At 39.7% G+C, this 17,757-nt stretch carries 19 protein-coding genes and 1 riboswitch; of the genes, 18 read left to right on the top strand and 1 reads right to left on the bottom strand.

Annotated features, from left to right (window positions below; genetic code table 11):
• Positions 1–201: 201 nt before the first annotated feature.
• The 8 genes from AC6CH1_RS11460 to AC6CH1_RS11425 all read left to right on the top strand — a co-directional run bounded on the left by AC6CH1_RS11460 (position 202) and on the right by AC6CH1_RS11425 (position 9,291).
• Positions 202–1,893, top strand: coding sequence for a long-chain-fatty-acid--CoA ligase (locus AC6CH1_RS11460; RefSeq protein ID WP_251686554.1), 1,692 nt, complete (start codon positions 202–204; stop codon positions 1,891–1,893).
• 104 nt (positions 1,894–1,997) lie between these two features.
• On the top strand, positions 1,998–2,579 hold the full coding sequence (gene fadR, locus AC6CH1_RS11455) for a fatty acid metabolism transcriptional regulator FadR (RefSeq protein ID WP_079528268.1): 582 nt from the start codon (positions 1,998–2,000) through the stop codon (positions 2,577–2,579).
• Positions 2,580–2,593: 14 nt separating this feature from the next.
• Positions 2,594–3,367, top strand: a complete 774-nt coding sequence (locus AC6CH1_RS11450; protein ID WP_498317578.1) for an enoyl-CoA hydratase — start codon at positions 2,594–2,596, stop codon at positions 3,365–3,367.
• Between the two features lie 61 nt (positions 3,368–3,428).
• Positions 3,429–4,202, top strand: coding sequence for an electron transfer flavoprotein subunit beta/FixA family protein (locus tag AC6CH1_RS11445; protein ID WP_498317576.1), 774 nt, complete (start codon positions 3,429–3,431; stop codon positions 4,200–4,202).
• 56 nt (positions 4,203–4,258) lie between these two features.
• Positions 4,259–5,236: an electron transfer flavoprotein subunit alpha/FixB family protein gene (locus AC6CH1_RS11440; protein WP_498317574.1), complete on the top strand. Its 978-nt coding sequence runs from the start codon at positions 4,259–4,261 to the stop codon at positions 5,234–5,236.
• 284 nt (positions 5,237–5,520) lie between these two features.
• Entirely contained in the window at positions 5,521–5,835 is a 315-nt protein-coding gene (gene trxA / locus AC6CH1_RS11435) for a thioredoxin (RefSeq protein WP_079528262.1), read from the top strand.
• A gap of 135 nt (positions 5,836–5,970) precedes the next feature.
• Entirely contained in the window at positions 5,971–7,761 is a 1,791-nt protein-coding gene (gene uvrC / locus AC6CH1_RS11430; RefSeq protein ID WP_498317572.1) for an excinuclease ABC subunit UvrC, read from the top strand.
• Positions 7,762–7,793: 32 nt separating this feature from the next.
• Positions 7,794–7,972, top strand: a riboswitch (Lysine riboswitch).
• An 86-nt stretch (positions 7,973–8,058) separates the two neighbouring features.
• Entirely contained in the window at positions 8,059–9,291 is a 1,233-nt protein-coding gene (locus AC6CH1_RS11425) for an aspartate kinase (protein ID WP_427708736.1), read from the top strand.
• A gap of 95 nt (positions 9,292–9,386) precedes the next feature.
• Here AC6CH1_RS11425 and AC6CH1_RS11420 read toward each other — a convergent pair whose 3' ends face one another.
• A complete protein-coding gene (locus tag AC6CH1_RS11420; RefSeq protein ID WP_498317570.1) occupies positions 9,387–9,803 on the bottom strand; it encodes a YslB family protein in 417 nt (138 codons plus the stop codon).
• Between the two features lie 271 nt (positions 9,804–10,074).
• Here AC6CH1_RS11420 and AC6CH1_RS11415 point away from each other — a divergent pair, with 271 nt between their 5' ends.
• The 10 genes from AC6CH1_RS11415 (at position 10,075) to AC6CH1_RS11370 (ending at position 17,610) form a co-directional block, all read left to right on the top strand.
• Positions 10,075–10,689 carry a succinate dehydrogenase cytochrome b558 subunit gene (locus AC6CH1_RS11415; RefSeq protein WP_079528254.1) on the top strand — a complete coding sequence of 205 codons (615 nt, stop codon included), beginning with the start codon at positions 10,075–10,077 and terminating at the stop codon, positions 10,687–10,689.
• Positions 10,690–10,784: 95 nt separating this feature from the next.
• Positions 10,785–12,530, top strand: coding sequence for a succinate dehydrogenase flavoprotein subunit (gene sdhA / locus AC6CH1_RS11410; protein WP_251686561.1), 1,746 nt, complete (start codon positions 10,785–10,787; stop codon positions 12,528–12,530).
• A 16-nt stretch (positions 12,531–12,546) separates the two neighbouring features.
• Entirely contained in the window at positions 12,547–13,323 is a 777-nt protein-coding gene (gene sdhB / locus AC6CH1_RS11405; protein ID WP_251686562.1) for a succinate dehydrogenase iron-sulfur subunit, read from the top strand.
• Between the two features lie 141 nt (positions 13,324–13,464).
• Complete coding sequence (locus AC6CH1_RS11400) at positions 13,465–13,908, top strand: acyl-CoA thioesterase (RefSeq protein ID WP_498317568.1); 444 nt, start codon at positions 13,465–13,467, stop codon at positions 13,906–13,908.
• Positions 13,909–13,977: 69 nt separating this feature from the next.
• Entirely contained in the window at positions 13,978–14,199 is a 222-nt protein-coding gene (locus AC6CH1_RS11395) for a helix-turn-helix domain-containing protein (protein WP_008405041.1), read from the top strand.
• Between the two features lie 73 nt (positions 14,200–14,272).
• Positions 14,273–14,716, top strand: a complete 444-nt coding sequence (locus AC6CH1_RS11390; protein ID WP_079528245.1) for a MarR family winged helix-turn-helix transcriptional regulator — start codon at positions 14,273–14,275, stop codon at positions 14,714–14,716.
• A gap of 16 nt (positions 14,717–14,732) precedes the next feature.
• On the top strand, positions 14,733–15,533 hold the full coding sequence (gene racE, locus AC6CH1_RS11385; RefSeq protein WP_498317566.1) for a glutamate racemase: 801 nt from the start codon (positions 14,733–14,735) through the stop codon (positions 15,531–15,533).
• Positions 15,534–15,657: 124 nt separating this feature from the next.
• Complete coding sequence (gene rph / locus AC6CH1_RS11380) at positions 15,658–16,410, top strand: ribonuclease PH (protein WP_498317564.1); 753 nt, start codon at positions 15,658–15,660, stop codon at positions 16,408–16,410.
• A complete protein-coding gene (locus AC6CH1_RS11375) occupies positions 16,410–17,003 on the top strand; it encodes an XTP/dITP diphosphatase (RefSeq protein WP_251686566.1) in 594 nt (197 codons plus the stop codon). Before rph ends, AC6CH1_RS11375 begins: the two co-directional genes overlap by 1 nt.
• A gap of 106 nt (positions 17,004–17,109) precedes the next feature.
• The gene (locus tag AC6CH1_RS11370) at positions 17,110–17,610 is read left to right on the top strand and encodes a metallophosphoesterase family protein (RefSeq protein ID WP_498317562.1); all 501 of its coding nucleotides are present in this window, start codon (positions 17,110–17,112) and stop codon (positions 17,608–17,610) included.
• The last annotated feature ends 147 nt before the right edge of the window (positions 17,611–17,757 follow it).

The raw sequence follows: 17,757 nt of genomic DNA, 5'->3' as shown, positions 1-17,757 counted from the left end.
GAAAAAGTATATTTCCATACTAAACGAATAGTCCTATATGTTTTAAATACAATAATACTATAAAAGTCAAAATAAATAACGAGAAAATATATGCATAAACGAGAATATAATGTGTGTATCTATGAAAATAGTTTGAAACCATTTCCAATTTTCATTATAATGATGTAAACAAGTAAAGCTTTATCGAAGGGGAGGAGTTTTATGACAGAAAAGGTTTGGTTGGCCAGCTATCCGAAGGAAGTACCACATTCTATTGAGCTGCCGGAAATTCCTGTACACCAGTTTTTAACACAAGCATTTGAGTCAATGCCTAATAAAGTGGCAATACACTTCATGGGGCGCGAGCTTACGTATAAAGAGCTTTATGAATCGGCGTTGAAGTTTGCGAACTACCTGCATTCTCTAGGGGTGGAGAAGGGGGATCGAGTTGCAATTATGCTGCCGAACTGTCCGCAAGCAGTCATCGCCTATTATGGTACGATGTATGCCGGTGGGGTTGTCGTACAGACGAATCCGCTTTATACAGAACGGGAGCTGCAATATCAGATGGCGGATTCCGGAGCAAAAGTAATATTAGTAATGGATATTTTATATCCAAGAGCAATGAAAATATTACATGAGACAAATATTGAAAATGTCATCGTTACAGGAATTAAAGATTATTTGCCATTCCCGAAAAATTTAGTGTATCCGTTCATCCAAAAGAAACAGTACGGTTTTAGTGTAAGGGTGGAACATAGCGGAACGAATCACCTGTTTACGGAAATCATGAAAATGGCCAAAACCGATAAAATCGAGCAAGAATTTGATTTTGAAAATGACTTAGCATTATTGCAATACACTGGCGGGACAACAGGTTACCCGAAAGGTGTTATGTTAACGCATAAAAACCTGATTGCAAATACATTAATGTGTGATGCATGGATGTATAAATGTAAAAAAGGTGAAGAGACAATTTTAGGCATACTTCCATTCTTCCATGTATATGGTATGACAACTGTATTAATTTTATCTGTCATGCAGCAAGGCAAGATGGTATTACTTCCGAAATTTGATGCAGAGCAAGCGTTGAAAACGATTGATAAACAAAAACCAACTTTATTCCCCGGTGCCCCAACAATGTATATTGGCTTGTTGAATCACCCGGATTTAGCAAAATATGATCTATCGTCAATTAAAGCGTGTTTAAGCGGGTCTGCTGCATTACCACTGGAAGTTCAGGAAAAGTTTGAAGAATTGACAGGCGGTCGTTTAGTAGAAGGATACGGTTTAACCGAAACTTCTCCGGTTACACATGCCAATCCAATTTGGGACCATCGTATCAACGGTTCGATCGGTTTACCTTGGCCGAATACAGAAGCGGTTATTTTACGTTCAGGTGAAGCAGAAGTATTGCCTGTAGGAGAAATTGGTGAAATAGCGGTAAAAGGACCACAAGTTATGAAGGGCTACTGGAATCGTCCTGAAGAAACAGCAATGACATTTGCAGATGGCTGGTTTTTAACGGGTGATTTAGGTTATATGGATGAAAAGGGTTATTTCTATGTTGTTGACCGCAAAAAGGATATGATTATTGCAGGCGGATTTAATATTTATCCGCGTGAAGTAGAAGAAGTGCTGTATGAGCATGAGGCGATTCAGGAATGTGTCGTAGCCGGTATACCGGATCCGTATCGTGGAGAAACCGTAAAGGCATATATTGTTCTTAAAGAGGGTAAAACTGTTACAGAAAAAGAGCTGAACGAGTATTGCCGTAAAAACCTAGCTGCCTATAAAGTGCCTCGTATCTATGAATTCCGTCAAGAGCTGCCGAAAACAGCAGTCGGGAAAATTTTACGTCGTACGCTTATTGAAGAAGAAAAACAGAAAATGGCACAACAAGAAGCAAAATAATTAATTGTTTAGCAAACTATTGACAGAATGCAGAACAAACTATAATATGAAAACATGAATGAATGGTCATTCATGTTTTCATATTTTTTTTGGTGGTGATCTGCTTGAAACGAAACAAACCCAAATATATGCAAATAGTAGACGCAGCAGTCATTGCTATCGCAGAAAACGGCTATCATCAAGCCCAAGTATCAAAAATAGCAAAACAAGCTGGGGTTGCTGATGGCACAATCTACTTATATTTCAAAAACAAAGAAGATATTTTAATTTCTGTATTTCAGGAAAAAATGGGTATTTTCGTAGAGAATTTACAGGCTATAATAAAAAGTGGGGAAACTGCTTCAGATAAGTTATGTAAAATGATCGAAAATCATTTCCATGTTCTATCAAGTGATCGCCACTTGGCAACTGTAACTCAGCTTGAGTTACGTCAATCGAATAAAGAAATTAGACTGAAAATTAATTCTATTCTAAAAGAATACTTAATTTTACTGGATCAAATTCTAATCGAAGGTATGCTAAATGGTGAATTCAACCAGACGATGGATGTTCGTATTGCGAGACAAATGGTGTTTGGCACAATTGATGAAATTACGACAACTTGGGTAATGAATGAAAATCGATATGATTTATTAGAGCAAGCTCCGAAAGTAAAGCAATTACTGCTAAACGCACTTAAAGCATAAAGGGGATGTAGAGGATGGAGTTTCTAAGTTGGAAAGTAGAAGAAGGGGTCGCAATTGCAACGATTTCAAGACCACCAGCAAATGCACTTTCACAAGGCTTGATCCAAGATGTGAATGCACTTTTAGACGCTGTAGAAGAAGATGAAAATGTACGTGTCATCATCTTGCATGGCGAAGGACGTTTCTTCTCTGCAGGTGCGGATATTAAAGAGTTTACGAGCGTACAGTCAGGAGAAGCATTTACAGGGTTGGCAAAAAATGGACAAGATGTTTTCGAACGTATCGAAACATTCAGTAAACCGGTTATTGCCGCGATCCACGGTGCAGCATTAGGCGGCGGCTTGGAACTTGCAATGGGATGCCATATGCGCTTTGTAACTGCATCGGCAAAATTAGGCTTACCAGAGCTTTCATTAGGCTTAATACCAGGATTTGCAGGAACACAGCGATTACCACGATATGTTGGTGTAGCAAAAGCAGCGGAAATGATGTTTACAAGCGACCCGATTTCGGGGACTGAAGCTGTTGAATGGGGATTAGCAAACCGTGCTTTTTCCGATGAAGAGCTGATGCCTGAAACATTGAAAATCGCTCAAAAAATTGCGAAAAAATCACCAATTGCTCTTAAAGCAGCGATCCAAATGCTGAATTACTCGAAACCATCATCTTATTATGAGGGAGTAAATGCTGAAGCAAACAGCTTCGGTGAAGTATTTGTTTCTGAAGATGCTAAAGAAGGAATCCAAGCATTTATTGAAAAACGTGAGCCAGTATTTACTGGCAAATAAAAAATGTATTCTTCCCTGTTTTTCGGGATTAAAATTAAAAAGCTTTTAGGAGGTCTAGATTATGAATATTTTTGTATTAGTAAAGCGTACTTTTGACACAGAAGAAAAAATCGTCGTATCCGGCGGTAAAATTCAAGAAGATGGTGCAGAATTCATCATCAACCCATATGATGAGTACGCAATTGAAGAAGCAATTCAAAAGCGCGACGCATTAGGCGGTAAAGTAACAGTTGTGACAATCGGTGGCGAAGATGCAGAAAAGCAATTACGTACAGCTTTAGCAATGGGTGCCGATGAAGCGGTATTGATTAATACAGAAGATGATTTAGATGAGCTTGACCAGTATTCTTCAGCTTATATTTTAGCGGAATATTTAAAAGACAAAGAAGCAGATTTAATTTTAGCAGGAAATGTAGCGATCGATGGTGGTTCAGGACAAGTTGGCCCGCGCTTAGCAGACCTGCTGGGCATTAACTACGTAACAACAATTACTTCATTGGAAATCGACGGCATGAACGTTAAGATTGTGCGTGATATCGAAGGGGACGCTGAAGTATTAGAAACATCTTTACCATTATTAGTAACAGCTCAACAAGGTTTAAACGAGCCACGTTACCCATCTTTACCAGGTATTATGAAAGCGAAGAAAAAACCGCTTGCAGAACTGGAATTGGATGATTTAGATATCGATGAAGACGATGTTGAAGTAAAAGTAGAAACAGTTGAAATTTACTTACCGCCACAAAAAGCGGCTGGTCGTGTATTAGAAGGCGACCTTTCTGCACAGGTAAAAGAATTAGTAAACTTACTTCATAACGAAGCAAAAGTAGTCTAATAGAAGTCAACTAGAGTACGGAAATTTTTACGAAGATGGTAATGGAGGGATATTCTATGTCAAAGAAAGTTTTAGTGTTAGGTGAGGTTCGAGAAGGGAGCTTACGTAACGTTTCATTCGAAGCAATTGCAGCAGGTTTACAAATCGCTGACGGTGGTGAAGTAGTAGGTTTATTAGTAGGGGATGCAGTAGCTGGGTTAACGCAGGAATTAATCGCATATGGAGCGAGTCGTGTTATTACAGTAGAACATCCGCACTTGAAAAACTATACATCTGACGGATACAGCCAAGCAATTTTAGCAGTAATAGAACAAGAAAATCCAGAAGCAATCGTTTTCGGTCATACTTCATTAGGTAAAGACTTATCACCAAAAATTGCTTCACGTTTACAATCCGGTTTAATTTCAGATGTTACGGAAATTCAGGGTGCTGGCGATGATACAGTATTCGTCCGCCCAATCTATTCTGGTAAAGCATTTGAAAAAGTAAAAATCAAGGATGGTATTATTTTTGCGACAGTCCGTCCAAACAATATTCCACCATTAGTAAAAGACGATTCTCGTACTGGTGAAGTATCATCAGTATCAGTTGATATTACAAATTTACGTACAATCATCAAAGAAGTTGTGCGCAAATCTACTGAAGGTGTAGACCTTTCAGAAGCGAAAGTAGTAGTTGCAGGTGGTCGTGGTGTTAAATCTGAAGAAGGTTTTGAGCCATTAAAAGAGCTTGCTAATTTACTAGGTGGAGCAGTTGGCGCATCTCGTGGTGCTTGTGACGCTGAATATTGCGATTACTCATTACAAATCGGCCAAACTGGTAAAGTTGTAACACCTGACCTATATATCGCAGCGGGGATTTCTGGTGCGATTCAGCATTTAGCTGGTATGTCGAACTCAAAAGTGATCGTTGCGATCAACAAAGATCCGGAAGCAAATATCTTTAAAGTAGCAGACTACGGTATTGTTGGAGACTTATTCGAAGTAGTGCCAATGTTAATCGAAGAGTTTAAAGCACTTAAAGTAAATGCATAAAAAGTGATTAAGGCCTTCCTTCTTTTGAAGGGAGCCCTTTTTAATTTCCAAAGTGCTGTGGTATGGATGGTGCGAATGGTGATGGATTTCGTATAAAGCTTTAATATGTTTAAATAAAGGGTATAAGTATTCTTTAACCTCAAAAAATGCTAATAAGTATCTATATGGCATCAGATACAACCGCTAAATTTGAGGTGTATTTATATTCCCAAGCATTTTACTACTGTTTAATTGGGAAAACATGCTATACTACAACCATATGTTATTTAAGGAGGCTATTTAATATGGCAATTGTACACGCGACAGATCAAACTTTCCCACAAGAAATTTCAAACGGCACAGTTTTAGTAGACTTTTGGGCTACTTGGTGCGGACCATGTAAAATGATTGCTCCAGTTCTTGAAGAATTAGATACAGAAATCGGTAACGATGTAAAAATCGTGAAAGTGGATGTTGATAACAACCAAGTTACTGCTGCAGAATACCAAATCATGTCAATTCCTTCATTACTATTATTCGTAGATGGTGAAGTAAAAGCAAAAACTGCTGGCTTCATGCCAAAAGAAGCGTTAATTGATTTCATTAACGACAACAAATAATTAAACCTCTGGCCACTCATATGACCAAGGAATAATTGATATGTTGAAAGCCGTATGCCATACAAGGTGTACGGCTTTTTTCTTATACCTTAATCAGTTAAACTATAGGAAAGGACATATTAGACAGGTGAGAATATGAATGCAATCATTAAAGCAAAACTAGAAATACTACCGAATGAATCAGGTTGCTATATTATGAAAGACCGTCAAGGCACGATTATTTACGTTGGTAAGGCTAAAGTATTGAAAAATCGAGTGCGTTCTTACTTTACGGGAAGTCATGACGGTAAAACTGCGAGACTAGTCAGTGAGATAGAAGACTTCGAGTATATTGTGACTTCAAGTGATTTGGAAGCTCTTATACTGGAACTGAATCTAATTAAGCTGCATGATCCGAAATATAATGTGAAACTAACGGATGATAAAACGTATCCTTATATAAAAATAACGAATGAACGATACCCACGTATTATTACGACAAGAAAAGTGAAGAAGGATAAAGCGAAATATTTCGGTCCGTATCCGAATGCCTATGCGGCAAACGAAACGCGGAAATTACTGGACCGATTGTATCCGCTTCGTAAATGTACACATCTGCCTAACCAGGTGTGTCTGTACTATCACTTAGGTCAATGTTTGGCACCGTGTGTAAAAGAAATTGAAAAACAAGTGTATGACGAAATGATTGATGAGATTTCGAAGTTTTTAAATGGGGGCGTTGAAGAAATACAACAAGACCTTCAGCAAAAAATGATGGATGCTGCCGAAAATCTGGAGTTTGAGCGGGCAAAGGAATTCCGGGATTTGATTGCTCATATCGATCAAATTATGGAAAAGCAAAAAATCGTCACGGATGATTTGAGCAACCGGGATGTATTTGGCTATGCAGTAGAAAAAGGCTGGATGTGTGTCCAGGTGTTTTTCGTGCGTCAAGGCAAACTCATTGAGCGGGATGTCTCGATTTTCCCGATTTATAATGAGCCGGAAGAGGAATTTTTAACATTCGTCGGCCGTTTTTACGAACAGCCGCATCATTTATTGCCAAAGGAAATTTTTGTGCCAAAGTCGATTGACGAAACAATTTTACAAAAACTGCTGGATGTGAAGGTGCTGACACCGAAGCGCGGTTCCAAAAAAGAGCTTGTTGATCTAGCAATGAAAAACGCTGAAATCGCCATTCATGAGAAGTTCCAATTGATTGAACGTCAAGAAGAGCGGACAGTCGGGGCTTGTGAAGCACTTGCTGAAGCGATGCAAATTCCATTGCCGCTTAGAATAGAGGCGTTTGATAACAGTCATATGCACGGTGCGGATCCGGTTTCGGCGATGGTTGTTTTTATAGACGGGAAGCCTGCGAAAAAGGAATACCGGAAATATAAAACAAGGGAAGCGGCCAAACATGATGACTATGGTGCGATGCAGGAAGTTATTCGACGTCGTTACACACGTGTACTGCGGGAAAATCTGCCATTGCCTGATCTGATTCTTATCGACGGAGGAAAAGGACAAATGGAAGTCGCACGTGAAGTCATTGAAGACGAGCTTGGGTTAGTCATTCCGATAGCAGGATTGGCTAAAGACGAAAAGCACAATACGTCCCAGCTATTATTTGGTACGCCTCCGGAAGTTGTCCCATTAAAGCGAACAAGTGACGGTTTCTATTTATTGCAGCGCATTCAAGATGAGGTACACCGATTTGCGATTACGTTTTTACGTCAGCAACATCAGACGAATGCCATCACTTCAGTTCTTGATGGGATTGAAGGTGTAGGTCCGAAGCGGAAGCAGCAACTCATGAAGTATTTTGGATCAGTAAAAAAAATCCGCGAGGCAAGCGAATTGCAGCTGCAGGAGTCCGGTGTGCCGGCAAAGCTGGCGGATGTCATATATCGGCATTTTCATGAAGCACCATTGAATAAAGAATAATGGTGTGCTAATATATAAGACAATTCAATATTTACTAAGATAGAGGCGCAGTATTCAACAGTAAATTGCTCGAGGAAGAACAATTCCATTGACAGCAATCGAAAGGGGACCCTGCCGAAGTGAAGTGCGTATTGTTCGCGCAGTTTGCTGGTTTTGCATTTAAGAGATGTAAAACTGTCAGAGCTTTATGTTCTGGAGGGCTATCCTGAAAAACTTATAATTATTATTTGTATTGACGGCGGCTTTCCATGAATATGGGAAGTCGTCTTTTTGTTTACAATTTAAGGAGGGAAAAGAATGGAGACAGTTGTAGTAAAGTTTGGCGGTCCGGCATTGACTACACCGGAAAAAATCGTACAGGTAGCCAAAAAAGTGATAAAAGAGCAAGGACGTGGCATAAACTTAGTCGTTGTCGTTTCTTCAATACCCGCTATACGACGAGAATTGAGACAATATGCTGCTGAAATTACCGATGAGCCGTCGAAACGGGAAATGGATGCACTGGCCTCATCAGCAACACAAATAACTAGTGCAATGCTTGCAATGGCAATTCAGGAGCATGGAGGTAAAGCTGTGTCACTTGCTGGATGGCAAACAGGTATTCATACTAATCAAAAACATGGCAACGCACGAATCGATCATGTGGATAGTAAACGAATTCAGGAACATTTGGCATTAGGTGAAATCGTCGTAGTAGCAGGTTTTCAAGGAGTTACGGGGACAGACAATATTTCAACATTCGGCAAAGGGGGTTCTGAAACTTCAGCAGTTGCACTTGCGGTTGCCCTCGAAGCAGAGCGTGTCGAGATTTTTTCATCAGTTGAAGGGATTTTCACGGCAGACCCAGAAATTGTAAAAGGATCTAGGAAACTACCGGAAGTTTCTTATGATGAGATGTTGGAATTTGCAAATTTAGGGGCTAAAATTTTGCACCCACGTGCGGTTGAACTTGCCAAAAAATACAATATACCGCTCATTGTACGCTCTTTCGTACAGGACGTGGAAGGCACTTTTATTAAAGGGGATGTAGACATGGAGAAAAACTTACTTGTACGCGGGGTAGCTTACGAATCGGATATTATTCGTTTGACGATCGGCTATGATTCTTATGAAACCGCGTCATTGGCAGAAGTGTTTAGTGTTTTAGCAGAAAATGATATCAATGTGGACATTATTGTTCAAGCAGTCATTGATGGCGTGAAGCCGACCATTTCCTTTACAATTTCCAAAGATGAGTTTGCGGAAGCTTTACGGGTACTGGAAACTAGTAAACTGTCACTTGGGTTTAGTTTTGCAGATTTTGAAGTAGGTTTAGCGAAAGTATCTATTATCGGTTCTGCGATGGCATCCAATCCGGGGGTTGCGGCTCGCATGTTTGCACGCTTAGGTCGCGAACATATTCCTGTAAAAATGGTCAGCACTTCGGAAATTAAAGTTTCTGTCGTTGTACCACAGGAAGAAATGGTTCGTGCTGCGAATGTGCTGCATGAGGAATTCAATTTGGCGATGAAAGAAGTAACCGCTTCTTAAAGTAATAGCTGGAAATGAGCTGTAGTAGCTTATTTCCAGCTTTTTATTGAGTAAATTTGCTGCTTCAGCAATAGTTGTTTATTATAAGTTGAAGGCTAAATTTTCTCTTTTAAATCCCATTTTAACGTAAATTTTACGACATTTTTGTCATTATCTTTTTCTTCATAGCATTCCGTCAAATAGCCTAGCTGCTTTTGTTTCTGCTCTGCTAAAAAGCCAGCTTCAAGACGGAAGCAACGTTGTACAATATTGAGTGGCACTTCCTCTGTTGTCAAAAGTATGTAATGAAGTTCGTCCTTCGTTTCTTTTTCCAGAACTAACTGACCCCAGCCAGCTTCCATAAAAAAGGAAGGGAGTTCATCCATTGAAAATAATGGGAACTTTCTTGCAATTTCTTTACCTGCCCAATATAAAACATCTTCTTCATGCTTACCTAGAATAGAAGGAAGAAGATGGTCACGAATGATTTCGTAGCCAAAAGTTGGAATCGTTTTCATTTTGTACCCTTCCATATAAAAAACCTCTTTCATAAATTTTCTTATAATTTTCATTCTTTCATGAAGAAATGGGTTATAAGCAGAAAAAACAGTTCTTAAAACAGCGTAAAACCGTCTTTAAAATGATTATAAAATATCCTGCGTTGCCTTGACGCTAGTATCTGTTGAGAGTACAATGGACATGTCATAATATTGTACCATGATGAAATGCGCAGTCAACATCCCAACTTTTACAATTTTGAGGCGTTGCGCATGTGTATTTCAAGTACTAAGGGGGGTAACAGTTTTGTCGAAAGATCGTGAATTTTTATGGCGCCGCTTACACTCGTTATTAGGTGTAGTTCCTGTCGGGTTGTTCTTGGTGTTCCACTTATTTCTGAACTTCACTGCAGTTGGCGGTGAAGAAACTTACAATAACGCAACAGGTGTTATGGAATTACTTCCACACTCGTTATTGTTAGCGATGGAATGGATCATTATCTATATTCCATTAATGTTCCACGGATTCTATGGAGTGTATATTGCTTTCACTGCAACATACAATACTGGACGTTTCAGCACATTCCGTAACTGGATGTTTGCATTGCAACGTTTCACAGGTATTTTCCTTGTAGTCTTCATTGCGTGGCATATTTTCCAAACACGTATCCAAAAAGCATTAGGTGCTGAAGTTGAATTTAATATGATGGTTGAAATCGTTGACAATCCATTAATGTTAGTATTCTACATCTTAGGTATCGTTTCAGCAGCATTCCACTTAGCGAACGGTTTATGGTCGTTCTTAGTAAGCTGGGGTATTACGCAATCTAACAAATCTCAACGAATCGCAACTTATGTTACGTTGTTAATTTTCGTAGTATTAGCAATCGTTGGTGTTGCAGCTATCTTAGCATTCGTCTAATCCCTTAACTTGATCACTACTACATAGTTAAGATCCTAGAAGGAATGGAATATGAGTAAGAGTTTTTAGCAATTAATGAGGAGTGAGAAATAATCATGGCAAAAAGTAAAGTTATCGTCGTTGGTGGCGGTCTTGCTGGCTTAATGGCTACGATTAAAGCAGCTGAAGTTGGTACTGAAGTTGATTTATTCTCGTTAGTTCCAGTTAAACGTTCACACTCTGTATGTGCACAAGGCGGAATTAACGGAGCAGTTAATACAAAAGGTGAAGGGGATTCTCCATGGATCCACTTTGACGATACAGTATATGGTGGAGACTTCTTAGCGAACCAACCACCAGTTAAAGCAATGGCTGATGCCGCTCCTGGTATCATCCACTTAATGGACCGTATGGGAGTAATGTTCAACCGTACGCCAGAAGGTTTACTTGACTTCCGTCGTTTCGGTGGTACATTAATGCACCGTACAGCATTCGCTGGTGCGACAACGGGTCAACAATTATTATATGCACTAGATGAGCAAGTTCGTGCACACGAAGTAGCTGGTTTAGTTACGAAGTATGAGCACTGGGAATTCCTTGGTGCGGTGCTTGATGACGAAGGCGTTTGCCGCGGTATCGTAGCACAAGATTTACGTTCAGAAGAAATTCGCTCATTCCGTTCTGATGCTGTAATTATGGCAACAGGTGGTCCTGGGATTATCTTCGGTAAAACAACAAACTCAGTAATCAACACTGGTTCTGCAGCATCGATTGTTTACCAACAAGGTGCAACATATTCAAACGGAGAAATGATTCAAATTCACCCAACAGCGATTCCTGGAGACGACAAAAACCGTCTAATGTCTGAATCTGCTCGTGGTGAAGGTGGACGTGTATGGACGTATAAAGACGGTAAGCCTTGGTACTTCCTAGAAGAGAAATATCCTGCTTACGGTAACTTAGTACCACGTGATATCGCAACACGTGAAATTTTTGACGTGTGCGTAAACCAAAAGTTGGGTATTAACGGGGAAAACATGGTATACTTAGACTTATCCCATAAAGATCCTCATGAATTAGATATTAAATTAGGTGGTATTATCGAAATCTACGAGAAATTCGTAGGTGATGACCCACGTAAATTACCGATGAAAATCTTCCCTGCGGTACACTATTCAATGGGCGGATTATGGGTTGACTATGACCAAATGACTGAAATTCCTGGTTTATTCGCTGCAGGTGAATGTGACTACTCACAACATGGTGCAAACCGTTTAGGTGCGAACTCATTATTATCAGCGATTTACGGTGGTATGGTTGCAGGTCCAAATGCTGTTAAGTACATTAAAGGACTTCAAAAGCATGCGGAAGATCTACCTGAAGAAATCTACACGCGTCGCGTACAGGAAGAAACAGAGAAATGGGAAGCTATCCTGAAAATGGATGGTACGGAAAACGCTTACTTGCTACACAAAGAGCTTGGTGAGTGGATGACTGACAACATGACTGTTGTACGTGTAAACGCAAAATTAGAAGAAACTTATGCGAAATTAACTGAGCTTCAAGAGCGTTGGGAAAACATCAACATTAACGATACGCAAAAATGGTCGAATCAAGGTGCCCACTTCACTCGTCAGTTAAAGAACATGTTATATTTAGCTAAAGTTATGACGAAGGGTGCATTATTACGTGACGAATCTCGTGGCGCTCACTTTAAGCCAGAATTCCCAGAACGTGATGATGAGAACTTCTTAAAAACAACTATGGCGAAGTTCGATCCGGCAACGGGCGAACCAATTATTACTTATGCCGAAGTAGACGTTTCGTTAATTCCACCACGTAAACGCGACTACTCAGCGTAGAAGGGGGAACTAAACAGTGGAAACAGTAAATACTGATAGAACAGTTAAGTTAGAAATCGTTCGTCAAGACAATGAGAATGGTGCTACACGCGTTGAGAAGTTTGAAGTTCCTTACCGTCCTGGTATGAACGTTATCTCTGCTCTAATGCATATTCAAAAAAATCCTGTTACTGCTGATGGTCAAAAAACGACTCCAGTAGCATGGGATATGAACTGTCTGGAAGAAGTTTGTGGTGCATGTTCAATGGTAATCAATGGACGTCCGCAACAATCTTGTTCAGCATTAGTAGACAAGTTAACTCAACCAATTCGTTTAGAGCCAATGAAAACTTTCCCGGTTATCCGTGACTTACAAGTAGACCGTGAGCGCATGTTTAACGCACTTAAGAAAGTTAAAGCATGGGTACCAATCGATGGTACTTATGATTTAGGTGAAGGTCCACGTATGCCGGAGCGCAAACGTCAATGGGCTTATGAATTATCAAAATGTATGACTTGTGGTGTATGTATGGAAGCATGTCCAAACGTTTCTGAATCAGCATCATTCATCGGTCCATTTGCTTTATCACAAGTACGTTTATTCAACACACACCCAACTGGTGCAATGAATAAAGACGAGCGTTTAAATGCAATCATGGGCGACGGTGGTCTTGCAAACTGTGGTAACTCTCAAAACTGTGTAGCTGCTTGTCCAAAAGGTATTCCTTTGACAACATCTATCGCTGCACTTAACCGTGAAACAACAGTTCAAATGTTCAAAAACTTCTTCGGTTCTGACCACATGGTTGATTAATCGAATGAATATAATTGACCCTCACCTAGGTGGGGGTCTTTTTGTTTAGGATCGCTTTTTGATTTCTTACAAATTATGCTATAATGAATGAGTATTCATTATCAGGGGATGATGATGTAATCAAACAAAGGGGGAATTTTTATGCGAGCTACATATATTCAGGATGCAACAGAATGGATGGCAGGATTTTCGTTTTCGACAAAGGTAAAGGTACGATTTTCGGAAACAGATATGTATGGGCATGTAAATAATACAAAAGTATTTGCCTATTTCGAGTATGCACGTATCGAATATTTTAAAGCATTAGGATTTGATTTTACAGCAGGATCGAATACGGGAAATATGCTCGTTGTGGCAGATATTCAGTGTGATTATTTAAAAGAAGTGTTCTTTGATGAAGAATTGACAATATTTGTCAAAACGGCGTCGATCGGCACTTCTTCCATGGATTTGCATTATTTGGTGAAAAATGAAAAAGATGAAGCATGCTATACAGGACGCGGAACGCTTGTACAATTGAGCAGTGACACGGGGAAAGGTGTCCCGTTACTGGAAGAGCAAAAAAAATTATTGCTTGGGAAATAGTTAAATGCCCTCACCTGCTTTGTATTTTCGACATAATGTACAAAGAAGAGGATAGGAGGGTGTTGCAAAATGAATCGTCCGCAGCATCGTTCGCTGTTAACAAAAAGAGAACGCGAGATTTTTGAGCTATTAATAAAGGACTATTCAACACGGGAAATATCAACTAAGCTAGGCATTAGTGAAAAAACCGTTCGTAATCATATTTCCAATACGATTCAAAAGCTGGGTGTATCAAGTCGTACGCAAGCAATTCTTGAGCTATTAAGACTTCAGGAATTGTCGATATACTGATTCGATGCTTGCTATTTTATAAAAAAAACTTCAAAATAGAACTATGAAACGCATCGAGGAGTGAATGGAGTAGATGAAAGATCACAGCACACATAGCTCTGAATCTGTAGCAATCCTGGAAAAAGAACTAAGATATATTTCACACTTAATCAAACAAAAAGGTCGAGAAATTTTAAGCAATTATACGATTACACCTCCGCAATTTATTGCATTGCAATGGTTGCATGAATCGGGTGATATGACGATCGGTGACTTGTCTACGAAAATGTATTTAGCGTTTTCGACAACGACAGATTTAGTGGACCGGATGGAGAAAAATGAATTGGTACAGCGTGTACGTGACGAAAATGATCGACGTGTTGTACGGATTCATCTTTTACCTGAAGGAGAAAGAATTATACAGGAAGTAATTTTTAAGCGTCAAAATTATTTGCGGGATATTACACAGGAATTTAACGCAGAAGAGTTTGAACAATTATCAAGAACATTGCAAAAACTACATTTATTAATGAAATAGGATAGAGGCGGTACAAGTGAATGCCCCAATTGGTGTTATCGATTCCGGAGTTGGCGGATTAACAGTGGCAAAAGCGATTATGGAGCTTTTGCCGAATGAAACAATATATTATATAGGTGATACGGCGCGATGTCCTTACGGGCCACGCACAAAGAAAGAAGTCCGCAATTTTACATGGGAGATGGCAAAAGCACTCGAAAAGATGAATGTGAAGATGCTTGTCATTGCATGTAATACTGCGACTGCCGTTGCATTGGAAAGTCTGCAAAAACATATGCCATTTCCGGTTTTAGGAGTTATTAATGCAGGGGCACGAGCGGCCATAAAAAAGACAAAGCGCAATGAAGTTGTCGTATTAGCGACAGAAGGCACGATCAAAAGCGGCGCATATGAAGAAGCGGTGAAATCATTATCGACAAAAGCGAAAATAATTCCACTTGCCTGTCCGACATTTGTGCCACTCGTTGAAAGTGGTGAATACGAAGGCCAATTTTCGTATGACCTCGTTGCAAAAGGATTAAAGCCGCTTGAAGATGAGCGATTTGATACAGTCATTTTAGGCTGTACACATTATCCTATTTTACAAAAGCAAATTGAGGCAGCAGTAGGCTCACATGTTCACGTCCTGTCATCTGCCGAAGAAACGGCTAAAGATGTCGAAGCGATTTTAAGCTATACAGGAAAATTACGAACAGGTGAAGAACCACCGCAGCATATTCTGCATGCATCTGGTTCCGTGCCGATTTTCCGTTCCATAGCAGAACGTTGGCTGGAAAAAGGTGAATTGGATATACGTAAAATTACATTTGAAAAATAGTTGATAGCTCAAATTAGGCATTTTGTCTAATTTGAGCTTTTTCCTTCTATGTCTTGCTTTTCTGCTTTAGACCCTCCTTAAATTGTGATAAGATAAGTGCGCGAACAAATTGAGGAGGTCACGAATGACTAGACATGACTTACGAGCTGTGAATGAATTACGTCCAGTTCAAATTGATAATAATTATTTAATGCATCCGGAAGGCTCGGTATTAATAACAGTTGGAAATACAAAGGTGATTTGTACTGCAACGATTGAAGAAAAAGTCCCTGGTTTTTTACGTGGACAAGGTAAAGGTTGGATTACGGCTGAATATTCCATGCTACCACGCGCTACAGAGCAACGCACACGCCGTGAAAGCTCTGCAGGGAAGGTAAGTGGCCGCACGATGGAAATTCAACGCTTAATCGGCCGAGCATTACGTGCTGTCGTTGATTTAGAAGCGCTAGGTGAAAAAACGGTATGGATTGACTGTGACGTGATCCAGGCAGATGGCGGAACGCGTACGGCATCGATTACAGGAGCATTTGTAGCGATGACACAGGCAATTGCAAAACTAGGCGAAGACAAGCCATTCGTAAAATTCCCTGTAACAGATTATTTAGCTGCAACTAGTGTGGGAAAATTAGAAAACATTGGCGCAGTTTTGGATTTAAATTATGTGGAAGATTCATCTGCACAAGTCGATATGAATGTTATTATGACAGGTGCCGGCGAATTTGTGGAATTACAAGGTACAGGTGAAGAAGCGACATTCAGCCGTTCAGAACTGAATGAATTACTTGATTTAGGAGAATCGGGAATTGCCCAGCTAATCGAAATGCAAAAAACAGCACTAGGTGAAATCGCAAACTTGATCGGAAAGGTGGAAGCATAATGAAACAAGTAGTAATCGCCACAAAGAATAAAGGAAAAGCGAAAGACTTTGAAGCATTATTTGGACCATTCGGCTATGAAGTTGTCACAATGTTTGACGTTGCTCCGGATGTGGAAATTGAAGAGACAGGTAAGACTTTTGAAGAAAATGCAATTTTAAAAGCGGAAACATTAGCAAACATGCTTGGCCAAATCGTGATTGCGGATGACAGCGGTTTAGCGATCGATGCATTAAACGGTGAACCTGGAGTGTATTCTGCACGTTATGCCGGCGATCATGACGATGAAGCGAATATGGTGAAAGTGCTGGAAAACATGAAGGATGTACCGGAAGAACAGCGTACAGCCCGTTTCTGCTGTGCATTGGCAATTGCAGGACCGAATATGGAAACGAAAACAGTATTCGGCACATGTGAAGGTATGATTGCACATGAAAAGAAAGGGACTAACGGATTCGGCTATGATCCGATTTTCTATGTGCCTGCTTTGGAAAAACATATGGCTGAGCTTTCTGCAGAAGAAAAAGGTGCCATTTCACACCGAGGCAATGCTATTCGTAAACTGGCATTACAGTTAGCAGAATTTCTGAAATAGCAATTGCGGGAATTGTTGGAAATTGTAAAAATTTGTTTAATAACGATTGAATTTTCGTTTCAATGCTGTCACACTAAGTATAGAAATGTAAAGGATGTGGATACGAATGAAGCTATTGATTATGAGTGATACACATGGTGACGAGGAAATCATTGAACGTGTAAAGGGCTACCATCCAGATGCGCATAAAGTGATCCATTGTGGTGATAGTGAATTACCGTATGCACATCCTGCTCTGCAAGGAGTAGAGCGTGTGAAAGGGAACTGTGATCATGACCATAACTATTTAGAGGAGATGCTGTTTCAGATAAATGGAGATCGTGTGTATGTGACACACGGGCATTTATACGACGTGAAAAACTCTCCAATGAAACTGATTTACCGCGCAAAGGAAGTCGGCGCACAAATCGTATGTTTTGGTCATTCACATGTACTTGGTGCAGAATATATTGACGACATTTTATTTATCAATCCGGGCAGCTTACTAAAGCCGCGTCGAATAGAAGAAAAGTCATTTGTTACCCTAACAATAACTTCCACACATTTTACATTACAATGTTATGACGATAATAATAATTTGATCGATGAATTATTTTATGAGCGTTAATTATCAAAGTGAAGCCTCGAGTTAATGAGGACTTCACTTTTTTTATGCAGAATTGAGAGAACAAAAAATTATTTTAGTTAAATAATAATTTTATTGAATTTGTTTGTTGACTTTAAATATAATATACCATATAATAAAAATTGTCTT

It is taken from the genome of Solibacillus sp. GQ1 (genome assembly GCF_059758555.1).
Note: the sequence above shows the minus strand (reverse complement) of the source record. Positions and strands in the feature narration are given on the sequence as shown.